The sequence below is a fragment of the Escherichia sp. MOD1-EC5433 genome (genome assembly GCF_002966005.1).
GTDB lineage: Bacteria > Pseudomonadota > Gammaproteobacteria > Enterobacterales > Enterobacteriaceae > Escherichia > Escherichia ruysiae.
The window spans coordinates 659,674-676,043 of sequence record NZ_PTRL01000001.1 but is presented as its reverse complement, the minus strand read 5'-3'; the positions used below and the strand labels follow the sequence as shown (position 1 = coordinate 676,043).

The window sequence follows — 16,370 nt, the reverse complement described above, 5'->3', positions numbered from 1 at the left end:
ATGTTTGATTTTGCTTCTTACCATCGCGCGACCACCATTGCCGATGCCATCAACCTGCTGACCCACAATCCGCAGGCAAAACTGCTCGCCGGTGGCACTGACGTACTGATTCAGCTCCATCATCACAATGACCGTTATCGCCATATTGTTGATATTCACAATCTGGCGGAGCTTCGGGGAATTACGCAGGAGGAAAATGGCGCGCTACGAATCGGCTCCGCGACGACATTTACTCAGCTCATTGAAGATCCGTTAACCCAGCATCATCTTCCGGCGTTATGTGCTGCGGCTTCGTCAATTGCCGGACCGCAGATCCGTAATGTCGCTACCTACGGTGGAAATATTTGCAACGGTGCCACCAGCGCAGACTCCGCCACACCAACGCTGATTTATGACGCGAAGCTGGAGATCCACTCACCGCGTGGAGTTCGTTTCGTCCCGATTAATGGCTTTCACATAGGGCCAGGCAAAGTCTCTCTTGAGCATGACGAAATTCTTGTCGCCTTTCATTTTCCACCACAACCGAAAGAACATGCTGGTAGCGCGCATTTTAAATATGCCATGCGCGACGCAATGGATATTTCAACGATTGGCTGCGCCGCGTATTGTCGGCTGGATAATGGAGGTTTCAGTGAATTACGCCTGGCATTTGGTGTTGCCGCTCCAACGCCGATTCGCTGCCAACACGCCGAACAGGCTGCACAAAACGCGCCACTGAACCTGCAAACGCTGGAAGCCATCAGCGAGTCTGTCCTGCAAGACGTCGCCCCGCGTTCCTCATGGCGTGCGAGTAAAGAGTTTCGTCTGCATCTTATCCAGACGATGACCCAAAAAGTCATTAGCGAAGCCGTCGCTGCGGCAGGGGGAAAACTGCAATGAACCACAGCGAAACAATTACCATTGAATGCGTCATTAACGGTATGCCTTTTCAGCTCCGCGCCGCGCCGGGTATGCCGCTTTCAGAGCTACTCCGTGAACAAGGATTACTTAGCGTCAAACAAGGATGCTGCGTTGGAGAATGCGGCACGTGTACTGTGCTGGTTGATGGCACCGCGATAGATAGCTGCTTATACCTTGCCTCCTGGGCTGAAGGAAAAGAGATACGCACGCTGGAAGGCGAAGCAAAAGGCGGCAAACTTTCTCATGTACAACAGGCTTATGCGAAATCAGGCGCGGTACAGTGTGGCTTTTGTACGCCCGGGTTGATTATGGCCACCACGGCAATGCTGGCAAAACCACGCGAGAAACCATTAACTATTACGGAAATTCGTCGCGGCCTGGCGGGAAATCTTTGTCGCTGCACCGGTTATCAGATGATTGTGAATACAGTGCTGGACTGCGAGGAAACGAAGTAAAACGAAATCCGGCCTGAATGCAGGCCGGATTTACTGCGGTTACGCACTTAACAATTCATATTTTTTAATCTTACGATAGAGCGTAGCAATGCCGATTCCCAGTTCATCAGCAACTTGCTTCTTGCTGTTATGACGTGAAAGCGCCTCGCGGATCATCTGTTTTTCCATCTCCTCCAGCGCCGTACCACCAGCATCATCAAGTGCCAAATGTGCTTCGCTGGCTTCTGGGCTCTCACTTTGCTCTGTCACGCCGTTATTTACCAGATTGGGCGGCAGGAGTGTGCTGTCAATGACTTCACCTGAAGGAACAACGTTGACCAGATATTCCATCAAATTGCTTAGCTCTCGCAGGTTTCCAGGCCAATAATGCTTACGCAGCAACTCAACAACATCAGGAGCAATGCCAGGATAAACCGACCCCAGACGACGGGTATGCAGATGTAAAAAGTAATGCACCAACAGTTCAATATCTTCCTGACGTTCACGCAAAGGCGGCAACGTTAACGGAATAACATTCAGGCGATAGAAGAGATCCTCACGAAACTTACCTTCAGCAATAAACTGAGCCAAATTCTGGTTAGTTGCAGAAATGATGCGGATGTCGACCTGTATTGGGCTGCTGGCACCAATCGGCAGAATTTCACGCGCCTCAATAGCTCGTAACAATTTTGCCTGCAACATTAATGGCATATCGCCAATTTCATCGAGAAACAGCGTGCCCGTATTCGCCGCCTGAATCAGCCCTGTTTTGCCGTTGGCAGAAGCACCCGTAAAAGCGCCTTTGACATAACCGAACAGCTCACTTTCCAGAAGCTGCTCCGGGATCGCGGCACAGTTGATAGCAATAAAGGGTTTATTCCGTCTTCCACTCAACTTATGAATTGCACGAGCGACAACTTCTTTACCGGTGCCACTTTCCCCGACCACCATTACGCTGGATGGGCTGGGCGCGATACGGCTAATGAGTCGTTTTAATTGCCGCATAACCCGGCATTCACCCACTAATTGTTCAATATGCGGTTCATCAGAAACGTTCGCCACAGAAAAACTGGTATGTGACTGGTGAAACGCCATCAAAAATAACTGTCGCCCCTGGATGTTATGCAACTGACCAATTATTAATTCACTTTTATCATCCCACGAAACGATATGTTGCATATGTCCATGAGTAAAATTACTCTCAAATGTTAATGGTCTGAAACGAATAGGTTTCCCAACCATATTATTTTGAGCAACACCAAGAGTTTTTAATGCAGTCTGGTTAACAAACTGAATACGATTGTCTTCATCGATAACTAACACTCCCTGATCCATATTATCGATCATGGTAGCGAATATTTTACTTATATTATCTCCTGGCCCCTGATCTTCCAGAAGTTTCGAGACAAAAATAGTAGATATATGGCGAACGTAATCTGAAAATTCGCGTAAATTATCACTGATATGTTCTTGTTGCTCATGAGTAACAGCAATCAAACTTATTACTCCGACACAACGATCTTGCAGAATAACGGGCGTGCCCAGGAATGCCTTTTCACGACAATTTTCTTTACTGTCACAACCTTCACAAAGGGGATCGAAGCGAGACTGTGTCACAACCTTTTCGGTTTTGGTTTCCAGGACATAGCGGAGCAAACGTGAATTGCCACTTAGCTGGCGCCCAAGAAACTTCCCATATGCGCCAGTTCCAGCGACGCGACACAAGTTTTCATCAACGATCTCAACCTCAAGCTGCAAAACGCTGGCTAGCATTCTGGCAAAACGCTGAATTGTTGGTTGAATTTGCATCAATACTGACTGCGTAGTAACAAGCTCCATAGCTTTACCTTCCAGAATCACTTAAAAGTCGATCATTGAAGACGTTGATGGTTCACAGGTCATGACGATATTAACTCAGACAAATATAGCTTTGCTAAAAACATAGGATTTTTATCACTTTCTAATGAAATTATGGAAGTGATATCACATTTCTATATCAATATGAGAATTACGGGACTGCATTTATCAAACTGACGACGATTCTCCTCTCCCTTATATCTTATTTACGATACTTAGCAGCAAATAAATAACGGCAGAAAAAAAGCCAATCGTTTCCGTATATTTTTATGCTCCATAGTGCAATGTTAATTTGTGATCAACCCCACACATTACCTGTCAAATTACTCTTTCGCAGCCGCGTAGATAATTCTGGCACACTTATTGTTAGTCCCTGGTATAGCTGTGAAAACACCAATCACTTTGGCAAGTCACAGTGAAATAAACCACTTTGCCTGTCATTCCACTATCGGGACTTTATGATGAAAACTGTTAATGAGCTGATTAAGGATATCAATTCGCTGACCTCTCACCTTCACGAGAAAGATTTTTTGTTAACGTGGGAACAGACGCCAGATGAACTGAAACAAGTACTGGACGTTGCCGCAGCGTTAAAAGCACTGCGTGCTGAAAACATCTCGACCAAAGTCTTTAATAGTGGATTAGGTATTTCCGTATTCCGCGACAACTCCACCCGTACCCGTTTTTCTTATGCTTCCGCGCTTAACCTGCTCGGTCTGGCACAGCAAGATCTTGATGAAGGTAAATCACAAATCGCTCACGGCGAAACCGTTCGTGAAACCGCTAATATGATCTCCTTCTGCGCCGACGCTATCGGTATTCGTGACGATATGTATCTGGGTGCGGGTAACGCCTATATGCGTGAAGTTGGCGCGGCACTCGACGACGGCTACAAACAGGGCGTGCTGCCGCAGCGCCCGGCTTTAGTTAACCTGCAATGTGATATCGACCACCCGACGCAGTCGATGGCTGACCTGGCATGGTTGCGTGAACACTTTGGTTCGCTGGAAAACCTGAAAGGTAAAAAAATCGCCATGACCTGGGCCTATTCACCAAGCTACGGCAAACCGCTTTCTGTTCCGCAAGGCATCATCGGCCTGATGACCCGCTTCGGTATGGATGTCACCCTGGCCCACCCGGAAGGTTACGACCTGATCCCGGATGTGGTTGAAGTGGCGAAAAACAATGCTAAAGCGTCCGGCGGCAGCTTCCGTCAGGTCACCAGCATGGAAGAAGCGTTCAAAGATGCAGACATCGTTTATCCGAAGTCATGGGCACCTTACAAAGTGATGGAAGAACGTACTGAACTGCTGCGCGCTAACGATCACGAAGGCTTAAAAGCACTGGAAAAACAGTGTCTGGCGCAGAACGCACAGCACAAAGACTGGCATTGTACTGAAGAGATGATGGAGCTGACCCGTGATGGCGAAGCCCTGTATATGCACTGCCTGCCAGCCGATATCAGCGGCGTATCCTGCAAAGAAGGTGAAGTCACTGAGGGCGTATTCGAAAAATACCGTATCGCGACCTACAAAGAAGCTAGCTGGAAGCCTTATATCATCGCCGCGATGATCCTGTCCCGTAAATACTCCAAACCGGGTGCACTGCTCGAACAACTGCTGAAAGAAGCGCAAGAACGCGTGAAATAACCCCTCGGGCCGATCGACAGATCGGCTCTCTATTTACAGAGGCCAAAAGGATAGGATATGTCCGTTTTCTCATTGAAGATTGATATCGCCGATAACAAATTTTTCAACGGCGAAACATCACCGCTCTTTTCGCAAAGCCAGGCAAAACTGGCGCGCCAGTTCCATCAGAAGATTGCTGGCTATCGCCCAACACCGCTTTGTGCGCTGGACGACCTCGCGAACCTTTTTGGTGTGAAGAAAATTCTCGTTAAGGACGAATCAAAACGATTCGGTCTGAACGCCTTCAAGATGCTCGGCGGTGCGTATGCCATCGCTCAGTTACTGTGCGAAAAATATCATCTTGATATCGAAACACTGTCATTTGAACACCTGAAAAAGGCTATCGGCGAAAAAATGACCTTCGCCACCACCACCGACGGCAACCACGGGCGCGGTGTGGCATGGGCAGCGCAGCAACTCGGACAGAATGCGGTGATTTACATGCCGAAAGGCTCCGCTCAGGAACGCGTTGACGCCATTCTGAATCTCGGTGCCGAGTGCATCGTCACCGATATGAACTATGACGACACCGTTCGCCTGACCATGCAACACGCGCAGCAGCACGGCTGGGAAGTGGTACAAGACACAGCCTGGGAAGGCTACACCAAAATCCCAACCTGGATCATGCAGGGCTATGCCACGCTGGCAGATGAAGCTGTCGAGCAAATGCGTGAAATGGGCGTAACCCCGACGCACGTTCTGCTGCAAGCCGGTGTCGGTGCTATGGCCGGTGGTGTGTTGGGTTATCTGGTCGATGTCTATAGCCCGCAAAATCTGCACAGCATTATTGTTGAACCTGACAAAGCTGACTGTATTTATCGCTCTGGCGTCAAAGGCGATATCGTCAACGTTGGCGGCGATATGGCCACTATTATGGCGGGCCTGGCCTGCGGCGAACCTAACCCGCTGGGCTGGGAAATCCTACGTAACTGCGCCACCCAATTCATCTCCTGCCAGGACAGCGTTGCCGCATTAGGTATGCGCGTGCTGGGTAATCCGTATGGCAACGATCCACGCATCATCTCCGGTGAATCTGGCGCTGTCGGTTTGGGCGTTCTCGCGGCGGTTCATTATCACCCGCAACGTCAAAGCCTGATGGAAAAACTGGCGCTGAACAAAGATGCCGTGGTGCTGGTTATCAGCACTGAAGGCGACACCGACGTGAAGCACTACCGCGAAGTTGTCTGGGAAGGCAAACACTCTGTAGCACCTTAATCACCCTATTGGAACTGCTCCCTGCAAAACGGGGAGTAAAAAAACTGGAGAAAAATAATGGCTAAGAATATTCCATTCAAACTGATTCTTGAAAAAGCAAAGGATTACCAGGCAGACATGACTCGCTTCCTGCGCGACATGGTTGCGATTCCCAGCGAAAGCTGCGACGAAAAACGCGTAGTGCATCGTATTAAAGAAGAGATGGAAAAAGTCGGCTTCGATAAAGTTGAAATCGACCCGATGGGTAACGTTCTCGGTTATATCGGCCACGGCCCGCGTCTGGTGGCAATGGACGCTCATATCGATACCGTCGGCATTGGCAACATCAAAAACTGGGACTTCGATCCGTACGAAGGCATGGAAACTGATGAGCTGATTGGTGGTCGCGGCACTTCCGACCAGGAAGGCGGCATGGCATCTATGGTTTATGCCGGTAAAATCATTAAAGACCTTGGTCTGGAAGATGAATACACCCTGCTGGTCACCGGTACGGTGCAGGAAGAAGACTGCGACGGTCTGTGCTGGCAGTACATTATTGAACAATCCGGCATTCGCCCGGAATTTGTGGTCAGTACTGAACCGACTGATTGCCAGGTATACCGTGGTCAGCGCGGACGTATGGAAATTCGTATAGATGTTCAGGGAGTTAGCTGCCACGGTTCTGCGCCAGAACGCGGTGATAACGCCATTTTCAAAATGGGACCGATTCTTGGCGAATTACAAGAACTCTCCCAGCGTCTGGGCTATGACGAATTCCTCGGCAAAGGCACCCTCACCGTTTCTGAAATTTTCTTTACCTCCCCAAGCCGTTGCGCTGTAGCAGACAGCTGCGCAGTTTCTATTGACCGTCGTCTGACCTGGGGTGAAACCTGGGAAGGCGCGTTGGACGAAATCCGCGCCCTGCCTGCGGTACAGAAAGCCAACGCGGTTGTTTCTATGTACAACTACGACCGTCCTTCCTGGACTGGCCTGGTTTACCCAACCGAATGCTACTTCCCGACCTGGAAAGTGGAAGAAGATCACTTCACTGTTAAAGCCCTGGTGAATGCCTACGAAGGTCTGTTTGGCAAAGCGCCGGTCGTTGATAAGTGGACCTTCTCAACTAACGGCGTATCCATCATGGGTCGTCACGGCATTCCGGTGATCGGCTTTGGCCCAGGTAAAGAACCTGAAGCGCACGCGCCAAACGAAAAAACCTGGAAATCACACCTAGTGACCTGTGCCGCTATGTACGCTGCAATCCCGTTAAGCTGGCTGGCAACCGAATAATTATTCTTAACTTATTCCCCTCCGGTTCGCCGGAGGGTTTTTGGAGTTTGCTATGCGCGTATTGATCAAAAACGGCACTGTCGTTAACGCAGATGGACAAGCCAAACAGGATTTGTTGATTGAAAGCGGGATTGTTCGCCAGTTGGGCACCGATATTTCGCCGCAGCTCCCTTATGAAGAAATTGATGCCACTGGCTGTTACGTTTTCCCTGGCGGCGTCGATGTCCATACACATTTCAATATTGATGTCGGCATTGCGCGCAGTTGTGATGATTTTTTTACCGGTACTCGCGCAGCCGCGTGTGGCGGTACAACAACCATTATTGACCATATGGGATTTGGCCCAAACGGCTGCCGGTTACGCCATCAACTGGAAGTTTATCGTGGCTATGCCGCCCATAAAGCGGTCATCGACTACAGCTTTCACGGTGTAATTCAGCATATTAATCACGCCATCCTCGACGAAATTCCGATGATGGTCGAGGAAGGGCTGAGCAGTTTTAAACTCTATTTAACCTATCAATATAAACTCAACGATGACGAAGTGTTGCAAGCATTACGCCGCTTGCATGAGTCCGGCGCCCTGACCACTGTGCACCCGGAAAATGACGCAGCTATCGCCAGTAAGCGGGCGGAGTTCATCGCCGCCGGGCTAACCGCTCCGCGCTATCACGCATTGAGTCGACCTCTGGAATGCGAAGCAGAAGCTATCGCCCGCATGATTAACCTGGCGCAACTTGCCGGCAACGCCCCACTCTATATCGTCCATCTGTCTAACGGCTTAGGTCTGGATTATCTGCGTCTTGCCCGTGCGAATCACCAGCCAGTCTGGGTTGAAACCTGCCCACAATATCTTCTGCTGGACGAACGCAGTTACGATACAGAAGACGGAATGAAATTTATCCTTAGCCCGCCGCTGCGCAACGTTCGTGAGCAGGACAAGCTGTGGTGCGGCATCAGCGATGGTGCGATTGACGTGGTAGCGACCGATCATTGCACCTTCTCGATGGCTCAACGCCAGCAAATTTCTAAAGGCGATTTCAGTCGCTGCCCAAATGGCTTACCCGGTGTGGAAAATCGTATGCAATTGCTGTTTTCCAGCGGCGTAATGACCGGACGTATCACCCCGGAACGTTTTGTTGAGTTAACCAGTGCGATGCCCGCCAGGCTGTTTGGCCTGTGGCCACAAAAAGGATTGTTAGCGCCCGGTTCCGATGGCGACGTGGTGATTATCGATCCACGCCAGAGCCAACACATTCAACATCGCCATCTCCACGACAATGCCGACTATTCTCCCTGGGAGGGCTTTACCTGTCAGGGCGCGATTGTCAGAACCTTATCCCGTGGTGAAACGATTTTCTGCGACGGAGCCTTTACAGGCAAAGCCGGACGTGGTCGTTTCCTGCGACGCAAACCGTTTGTCCCTCCCGTGCTCTAACCACTGCCAGGGATCTATACACAATCAAGAATGATGAGTGAGGAAAAATGAGTAAGAAAATTGTTCTCGCCCTCGGCGGGAATGCGCTGGGCGACGATCTGGCCGGACAAATGAAAGCGGTAAAAATTACGTCTCAGGCAATTGTTGATTTAATTGCCCAGGGACATGAAGTTATCGTCACTCATGGTAATGGACCGCAGGTAGGCATGATTAACCAGGCATTCGAAGCTGCCGCAAAAACTGAAGCGCACTCGCCGATGCTGCCGATGTCTGTCTGTGTTGCGTTAAGTCAGGGATATATTGGTTACGATCTGCAAAATGCCTTAAGGGAAGAGCTGCTTTCTCGTGGTATTAATAAACCTGTAGCAACGCTGGTTACTCAGGTCGAAGTCGACGCTAACGATCCGGCATTCCTCCACCCGACCAAACCGATCGGATCGTTCTTTACCGAGCAGGAAGCCGAGCAACTGACAAAACAGGGTTACACCCTGAAAGAAGACGCGGGTCGTGGCTATCGTCGTGTAGTAGCCTCACCGAAGCCTGTTGATATTATTGAAAAAGAAACGGTTAAAGCTCTGGTAGATGCAGGCCAGGTGGTGATCACCGTTGGCGGTGGCGGTATTCCTGTGATTCGTGAAGGCAATCATCTGCGCGGTGCCAGCGCGGTTATCGATAAAGACTGGGCCAGCGCCCGTCTGGCAGAAATGATCGATGCCGATATGCTGATCATTCTGACTGCGGTAGAAAAAGTGGCCATTAACTTCGGTAAAGAGAATGAGCAGTGGCTCGACCGCCTGTCATTGGCCGATGCAGAACGCTTTATCGAAGAAGGTCATTTTGCGAAAGGTTCTATGCTGCCGAAAGTGGAAGCTGCCGCCTCGTTTGCTCGCTCTCGCGCAGGTCGCGAAGCACTGATTACCGTGTTGAGCAAAGCGAAAGAAGGGATTGAAGGCAAAACCGGAACGGTGATTTGTCAGTAAGTTAAAGGCCGGATGGGTAATACCATCCGGCCGTTTTCATTTAAGCCACTTCCAGCACTTCTTCTGTCGCTTTAACGCCCTGATGCATCAACATCATTAACGCCTCAAGTACGCCGCCGCCAATCGCCCTGGCTTTATCTGAAACACTGGTAAAATCAGCCGTTTCACCACGAGGGTCAATATCACCAATTTTAAAACCACCGACCACAGCCAGTCCGTCGTTCAACAAGCCACGTACCATCCCCGTCAACGGCGCTTTAATTTCATGCTCGCCAATCCAGGCAATCACATCACCTTCTTCCACCAGATCGCCTAATTTCACCTTGGATCGCATGATGCCCGCCGCCGGAGCACGAATAACTCGTCGGGTGGTGTGCCCCATGATATTACCGGGAACACCTGTATTTTCCTGTGCGCAGCCGGAGTAAATCACCTGACCGAGCCAGTGCCCACGATTCGTTTCAATCACCGCATGACAATCTTTACCTGCGGTAAAGCCCGGTCCAAGCGCGATCGTCACTGGCGCCATATCTGCACGCGTACCCAAATTCTGTTTCGCAAGAATAGCGTCCACAACGCAAAGCGGTTTCAGTTCATCAAGCAGTGAACAGGCAGGATCTACCATCACCGGGATGAATCCGCGTTCGGTAAGTTTCATCGCCTCCGCAGAGCTGGTTGCCAGGCAGGCAGTGACGCCTTCGACCGTCATTTCGCCGTCGAACACGGCTTGGGCAAACGCCACGGTACAACGAATCACCGTTGGCTTTTCCACTTCCAGCATGATCACTTTGAACCCCGCATGATACAGACGCAGCGCCACACCACTGGCGATATCCCCCGCACCGCGAATCACCACCAGTTGGTGTCCGGAAGGATGCGTAGGTTTCATCATCAGCCCACCCGGCGCGTTATTTTTCACCTGTAATATTTCTGCCAGCACGCTGATGGCTATCTCCTGCGGCGTTTCCGCACCAATGTTGTAACCAACCGGCGCATGTAAACGGGCAATATGTTCTTCAGCCACGCCTTTCTCGCGCAACTGACGCAGGAAAAGCTGCACCTTGCGGCGACTTGCCAGCAAACCCAGCCATGCAATAGGCTGCTCAATGAGTTTATCGAGGGCTTCACGATCCTGATTATTCGTGGCAATCAGGACAAAATTATCAGGGCGAATCTCCAGTGCTTCTACTGCCGCGCCAAACGAATCGGCATGGAGAAGCGTAGTTGACGGCGGAAAAAGTTCAGGATTGAGGCTTTCGCGATAAATATCGGCAACGGCGATATCAAACCCTAATAACGCGGCACTCTGGGCTATCGCCCGGTTGACATGCCCCGCGCCGATCAACACCAGACGTGGTCGCATACCATGTACGCTGATAAACACTGACATTGCGCCTCCGCAATCTGACCCGACGGCATCCGCGCCGTTACGAGCCATGCGCCCGTGGAATAATCGCGGCTTACGTTCCTGCAATGCCTGAAGCGACTCTTCAATCACCTTCCGCTCAACCATTCCGCCGCCAATTGTGCCGACGATAGAACCATCGGCACGCACTAACATTTGTGCAGAATGACGGGGTGTAGAACCTCGGCTATCAACAATTTGCGCCATCGCAAACGGACAATTTTGCTCTTCGAGTTTTGCAGCCTCTGTGAAAATATTCATACCAACCTCAATGGATATCCTTTCAGTAACCCGGAATGCCCGAGCTGCTAATTCACAAATCTGCGCGCGATTGCAGGATGTTCTTGTATATCGCCCAGCCAGATTGCCTCTACGTCATGTTGTTGCAGCGGTTTGAGTAGCTCGCTTTGCGCAATCGCATTCTCACATTGAGAAAAACGGTTAATGAACCAGACTCGCCGACAGCCTTGCGGTACGTTTTTAAACGCGCCCTGCGGATGGCGAACCAGCGCAACGAGATCGCTCAGTTGCAAGGTTGCATCTGGTGTTAACCCAGTAATATCAGCAAACTGCGACCAGCGATGGATATTTTCGGTGCCAACTTTAGCGCCCAAAATATGCCCTCCCATCACAGCAATCACGCAGCAACTGCTTTTTGGTATGCAAGGTTCGTGCTCATCCGGCGCTTTTAACGGCATTCCACGCGAGCCATCTGCCTCAATGAGAATTACGTCACATTCTGGTCGTTGCGCCAGTACATCAATGGTATCTGGCGTAAATCCCTGCGCTTTTCCCTGTTTCGCTTTGAAGCGGTGAAAACAAAATGCAATGGGGGATGTGAGAGACGCATGAGGAAGCATGGCGGGATCGCGACAGAAAACCACGGGCCAGTGAGACGTTGGTATAAACATATGTGTCGTCGTCGTGATTAACACGCGCCTGCCACTAGACTGAAGTAACTCTGCCAGCCAAAAAAGCAGACTGGTTTTCCCCCCTGCACCAACAACAGAAATGACTGCCGGAGCGTTCTGCACGCCTAAATCAATGAATAATGCTGATGGGTCAATTATACTTTTCACGAGTCTTCATAGACCTCTCTGGGATAAATTAACCCACAAATTCATTAACCAGGAAGTAACGCAATTTTCAGGCGTTATTAACCGATATAAATAATGGAATCACTATGTCAGCCATCGACTGTATAATTACCGCTGCTGGATTATCATCAAGAATGGGACAATGGAAAATGATGTTACCCTGGCAACAGGAAACAATTCTTGATGCAAGTATCAAAAACGCGTTGCAGTTTTGTAGTCGAATTATTTTAGTTACGGGTTTTCGCGCTAATGAACTGCATCATCGCTACGAGAACACTGACAATATTACTCTTATTTATAATCCAGATTATGAGCAGGGCTTACTGACCTCGGTGAAGGCTGCTGCTCCTGAAGTGCAAACCGAACATTGCTTTATTACTCATGGCGACATGCCGAGCATTAATGCAAATATTTTCAATAAAATCTGGCAGTTACGCAATGACGGCGCAATACTTCCACTCCACAATGGCATTCCTGGTCATCCCATTTTAATCTCAAAGTCGAGTCTGATGCAGGCTATCCAACGCCCCAACGTGACCAATATGCGTCAGGCATTGCAAATGGGTGAGCATTATTCCGTCGAAATAGAAGATGAAGAAATAATTTTAGATATTGATACCCCCGAGGACTTTATTTATGCGCAAAAGCGGCATACTAAATTTTAGAAAATCAGGTTAAACGATTGCGTTCAAATATTCATTCCACTCAGCGCGTTTTTATCATAATGATAAGGAGTCACTGATTTTGAGAAATGAGAAAAAATGATAAAAGCCCTGACAATAATAACTATCAGTAGTGATTTTAATTCTCATTTAGCACCTGTGAGATCATTCACAAAAAACCATTAAGTTTCGAGGCGCCTCACATTTTTTTATATTTCAGGACCAACCTGGCAATAGTGGTGCGATTGTTGCTCTGTCTCCTTAAACCACCGGATTTATCAATACCGGTTACTCAATGATATCTGTATAAGCTAAGGAGAGGGTTATGGGGGATATTATGCGTCCCATTCCGTTTGAGGAACTTTTGACGCGCATATTTGATGAATACCAACAACAACGCTCAATCTTTGGTATTCCTGAGCAACAGTTTTACTCACCCGTAAAAGGTAAATCTGTCGGCGTCTTCGGTGAAACCTGTGCCACCCCCGTCGGCCCTGCCGCTGGTCCGCACACGCAACTCGCGCAAAACATCGTCACCTCCTGGCTGACTGGCGGACGCTTCATCGAACTAAAAACCGTCCAGATTCTTGATCGTCTGGAGCTGGAAAAGCCTTGTATCGACGCCGAAGATGAGTGCTTTAACACCGAATGGTCCACCGAATTTACCCTGCTTAAAGCCTGGGATGAATACCTCAAAGCCTGGTTTGCCCTGCATCTTCTCGAAGCGATGTTCCAGCCTTCTGACTCCGGTAAATCGTTTATTTTTAATATGAGCGTCGGTTACAACCTCGAAGGCATTAAGCAGCCGCCGATGCAGCAGTTCATCGACAATATGATGGACGCATCTGACCATCCGAGATTCGCTCAATACCACGATACGCTGAATAAACTCCTCCACGATGACGCATTTTTAGCCCGCCACGGATTGCAGGAAAAACGTGAAAGCTTGCAGGCCTTGCCAGCCCGTATCCCCACCAGCATGGTACAAGGCGTTACCCTCTCCACCATGCACGGCTGCCCTCCGCATGAAATCGAAGCCATTTGCCGCTACATGCTGGAAGAAAAAGAGCTGAACACCTTTGTGAAACTCAACCCGACCTTACTTGGGTACGCGCGTGTTCGTGAGATTCTTGATGGATGTGGATTCGATTACATCGGCTTAAAAGAAGAGTCATTTGATCACGACCTCAAGCTGACGCAGGCGCTGGAAATGCTGGAACGCCTGATGGCGCTGGCAAAAGAAAAATCACTCGGCTTTGGCGTCAAACTGACTAACACTCTCGGCACCATCAATAACAAAGGCGCACTGCCCGGTGAAGAGATGTATATGTCCGGCCGTGCGCTGTTCCCGCTCTCTATCAATGTCGCAGCAGTTCTGTCCCGCGCCTTTGACGGCAAACTGCCAATTTCTTATTCCGGTGGTGCCAGCCAGCTGACTATCCGCGATATTTTCGATACTGGCATTCGCCCAATCACCATGGCAACCGATTTGCTGAAACCAGGCGGCTATCTGCGTTTAAGTGCCTGTATGCGCGAGCTGGAAGGCTCCGACGCCTGGGAACTTGACCACGTTGACGTGGAACGACTGAGCAAGCTGGCCGCAGATGCGCTGACCATGGAATACACCCAGAAACACTGGAAGCCAGAAGAGCGGATAGAAGTGGCAGAAGACCTGCCGCTGACCGACTGCTACGTTGCCCCCTGTGTCACTGCCTGCGCCATCAAACAGGATATTCCGGAATACATTCGACTGTTGGGCGAACATCGTTATGCCGACGCGCTGGAACTCATCTACCAACGTAATGCCCTGCCCGCCATTACTGGTCACATTTGCGATCACCAGTGCCAGTACAACTGTACCCGCCTGGATTACGACAGTGCGCTGAATATCCGCGAACTGAAAAAAGTCGCCCTGGAAAAAGGCTGGGATGAATACAAACAACGCTGGCACAAACCAGCGGGTTCCGGTTCTCGCCATCCGGTTGCCGTTATTGGCGCGGGTCCTGCGGGTCTGGCTGCAGGTTACTTCCTTGCCAGAGCGGGGCATCCGGTCACACTGTTTGAACGCGAAGCTAACGCCGGCGGCGTGGTGAAAAATATCATTCCCCAATTCCGTATTCCTGCTGAGTTGATTCAGCACGATATCAATTTTGTTGCCGATCACGGCGTGAAATTTGAGTATGACTGCTCACCGGATCTGACCGTCGAACAGTTAAAAAATCAGGGTTTCCACTATGTTCTGATTGCCACCGGCACCGATAAAAACAGCGGTGTGAAACTGGCTGGCGACAACCAGAATGTCTGGAAATCCCTCCCCTTCCTGCGTGAGTACAACAAAGGAACGGCGCTCAAGCTGGGCAAACATGTGGTGATTGTCGGTGCGGGTAACACCGCAATGGACTGCGCCCGCGCGGCATTACGCGTGCCGGGCGTAGAAAAAGCGACTGTCGTTTACCGTCGTTCACTGCAAGAGATGCCAGCATGGCGCGAAGAGTATGAAGAAGCACTACACGATGGCGTAGAGTTCCGTTTCCTCAATAACCCAGAACGTTTTGATGCGGATGGCACCTTAACGTTGCGCGTCATGTCGCTTGGCGAACCTGATGAGAAAGGTCGCCGCCGTCCGGTTGAAACCAGCGAAACGGTAACGCTGCACGTAGACAGCCTGATCACCGCCATTGGCGAACAGCAGGATACTGAAGCCCTGAATGCGATGGGCGTGCCGCTGGACAAAAACGGCTGGCCTGATGTCGACCATAACGGTGAGACCCGCCTGACTGACGTCTTTATGATCGGTGACGTACAGCGCGGACCGTCCTCTATCGTTGCCGCAGTTGGCACCGCTCGTCGGGCTACCGATGCCATCCTTAGTCGGGAAAATATTCGCTCCCACCAGAACGATAAACACTGGAACAACGTCAACCCGGCGGAAATCTACCAACGTAAAGGTGATATCTCTGTCACCCTGGTGAACAGCGACGATCGCGACGCGTTTGTCGCCCAGGAAGCCGCTCGCTGCCTTGAATGTAACTACGTTTGCAGCAAGTGTGTAGATGTCTGCCCGAACCGCGCCAACGTCTCAATTGCCGTCCCTGGCTTCCAGAACCGTTTCCAGACGCTGCACCTTGACGCTTACTGCAACGAATGCGGCAACTGCGCCCAGTTCTGCCCGTGGAACGGTAAACCGTACAAAGACAAAATCACCGTCTTTAGTCTGTCGCAAGACTTTGATAACAGCAGCAATCCAGGCTTCCTGGTGGAAGATGAGCGTGTACGTGTCCGTCTGAATAACCAGAGTTGGGTGTTGAACATCAATAGCGAAGGTCAGTTCGACAACGTACCGCCAGAGCTGAACGACATGTGCCGCATTATCAGCCATGTCCACCAGCATCATCATTATCTGCTGGGCCGCGTGGAGGTGTAAT

Annotated in this window: 12 protein-coding genes; 9 read left to right on the top strand and 3 right to left on the bottom strand. The window is 50.2% G+C overall.

All coding sequences use genetic code 11. From position 1 onward, the window contains the following. Both xdhB and xdhC read left to right on the top strand, forming a co-directional pair. Positions 1-879 (top strand): xanthine dehydrogenase FAD-binding subunit XdhB, encoded by an 879-nt coding sequence (gene xdhB, locus C3D30_RS03410; protein ID WP_105286464.1) that lies wholly within the window; start codon positions 1-3, stop codon positions 877-879. Then, positions 876-1,355 carry a xanthine dehydrogenase iron sulfur-binding subunit XdhC gene (gene xdhC / locus C3D30_RS03405; RefSeq protein ID WP_105286463.1) on the top strand — a complete coding sequence of 160 codons (480 nt, stop codon included), beginning with the start codon at positions 876-878 and terminating at the stop codon, positions 1,353-1,355. Before xdhB ends, xdhC begins: the two co-directional genes overlap by 4 nt. Before the next feature lie 39 nt (positions 1,356-1,394). On the opposite strand, the gene C3D30_RS03400 is transcribed toward xdhC, so the two are convergent. Then, the gene (locus C3D30_RS03400) at positions 1,395-3,173 is read right to left on the bottom strand and encodes a sigma-54 interaction domain-containing protein (RefSeq protein ID WP_000424616.1); all 1,779 of its coding nucleotides are present in this window, start codon (positions 3,171-3,173) and stop codon (positions 1,395-1,397) included. Positions 3,174-3,652: 479 nt separating this feature from the next. Between C3D30_RS03400 and ygeW the strand changes: the two genes are divergently transcribed. From ygeW to arcC, 5 genes are read left to right on the top strand one after another with little or no spacing between them, the layout of a single operon-like run. After that, positions 3,653-4,840 (top strand): knotted carbamoyltransferase YgeW, encoded by a 1,188-nt coding sequence (gene ygeW / locus C3D30_RS03395; RefSeq protein WP_001360948.1) that lies wholly within the window; start codon positions 3,653-3,655, stop codon positions 4,838-4,840. Positions 4,841-4,897: 57 nt separating this feature from the next. Then, entirely contained in the window at positions 4,898-6,094 is a 1,197-nt protein-coding gene (gene dpaL, locus C3D30_RS03390) for a diaminopropionate ammonia-lyase (RefSeq protein WP_000110483.1), read from the top strand. A 57-nt stretch (positions 6,095-6,151) separates the two neighbouring features. After that, on the top strand, positions 6,152-7,363 hold the full coding sequence (locus C3D30_RS03385) for a YgeY family selenium metabolism-linked hydrolase (RefSeq protein ID WP_001107125.1): 1,212 nt from the start codon (positions 6,152-6,154) through the stop codon (positions 7,361-7,363). Positions 7,364-7,415: 52 nt separating this feature from the next. Then, positions 7,416-8,801, top strand: a complete 1,386-nt coding sequence (hyuA, locus tag C3D30_RS03380) for a D-phenylhydantoinase (protein ID WP_010349350.1) — start codon at positions 7,416-7,418, stop codon at positions 8,799-8,801. 47 nt (positions 8,802-8,848) lie between these two features. Beyond that, positions 8,849-9,781, top strand: a complete 933-nt coding sequence (arcC, locus tag C3D30_RS03375; protein ID WP_000037980.1) for a carbamate kinase — start codon at positions 8,849-8,851, stop codon at positions 9,779-9,781. Positions 9,782-9,821: 40 nt separating this feature from the next. Here arcC and yqeB read toward each other — a convergent pair whose 3' ends face one another. Beyond that, complete coding sequence (gene yqeB / locus C3D30_RS03370; RefSeq protein ID WP_001020363.1) at positions 9,822-11,447, bottom strand: selenium-dependent molybdenum cofactor biosynthesis protein YqeB; 1,626 nt, start codon at positions 11,445-11,447, stop codon at positions 9,822-9,824. Between the two features lie 47 nt (positions 11,448-11,494). Beyond that, a complete protein-coding gene (yqeC, locus tag C3D30_RS03365; protein ID WP_000835700.1) occupies positions 11,495-12,265 on the bottom strand; it encodes a selenium cofactor biosynthesis protein YqeC in 771 nt (256 codons plus the stop codon). Between the two features lie 104 nt (positions 12,266-12,369). Between yqeC and mocA the strand changes: the two genes are divergently transcribed. Then, positions 12,370-12,948, top strand: a complete 579-nt coding sequence (mocA, locus tag C3D30_RS03360; protein WP_001272831.1) for a molybdenum cofactor cytidylyltransferase — start codon at positions 12,370-12,372, stop codon at positions 12,946-12,948. Between the two features lie 322 nt (positions 12,949-13,270). Further along, positions 13,271-16,369 carry a putative selenate reductase subunit YgfK gene (gene ygfK / locus C3D30_RS03355; RefSeq protein WP_105286462.1) on the top strand — a complete coding sequence of 1,033 codons (3,099 nt, stop codon included), beginning with the start codon at positions 13,271-13,273 and terminating at the stop codon, positions 16,367-16,369. Position 16,370 lies beyond the last annotated feature (1 nt).

Excerpts from the sequence above, each read along its gene's own strand:
- xdhB (WP_105286464.1), top strand. The coding sequence starts at position 1 with ATGTTTGATTTTGCTTCTTACCATCGCGCGACCACCATTGCCGATGCC.
- xdhC (WP_105286463.1), top strand. The coding sequence starts at position 876 with ATGAACCACAGCGAAACAATTACCATTGAATGCGTCATTAACGGTATG.
- C3D30_RS03400 (WP_000424616.1), bottom strand. The coding sequence starts at position 3,173 with ATGGAGCTTGTTACTACGCAGTCAGTATTGATGCAAATTCAACCAACA.
- ygeW (WP_001360948.1), top strand. The coding sequence starts at position 3,653 with ATGAAAACTGTTAATGAGCTGATTAAGGATATCAATTCGCTGACCTCT.
- dpaL (WP_000110483.1), top strand. The coding sequence starts at position 4,898 with ATGTCCGTTTTCTCATTGAAGATTGATATCGCCGATAACAAATTTTTC.
- C3D30_RS03385 (WP_001107125.1), top strand. The coding sequence starts at position 6,152 with ATGGCTAAGAATATTCCATTCAAACTGATTCTTGAAAAAGCAAAGGAT.
- hyuA (WP_010349350.1), top strand. The coding sequence starts at position 7,416 with ATGCGCGTATTGATCAAAAACGGCACTGTCGTTAACGCAGATGGACAA.
- arcC (WP_000037980.1), top strand. The coding sequence starts at position 8,849 with ATGAGTAAGAAAATTGTTCTCGCCCTCGGCGGGAATGCGCTGGGCGAC.
- yqeB (WP_001020363.1), bottom strand. The coding sequence starts at position 11,447 with ATGAATATTTTCACAGAGGCTGCAAAACTCGAAGAGCAAAATTGTCCG.
- mocA (WP_001272831.1), top strand. The coding sequence starts at position 12,370 with ATGTCAGCCATCGACTGTATAATTACCGCTGCTGGATTATCATCAAGA.
- ygfK (WP_105286462.1), top strand. The coding sequence starts at position 13,271 with ATGGGGGATATTATGCGTCCCATTCCGTTTGAGGAACTTTTGACGCGC.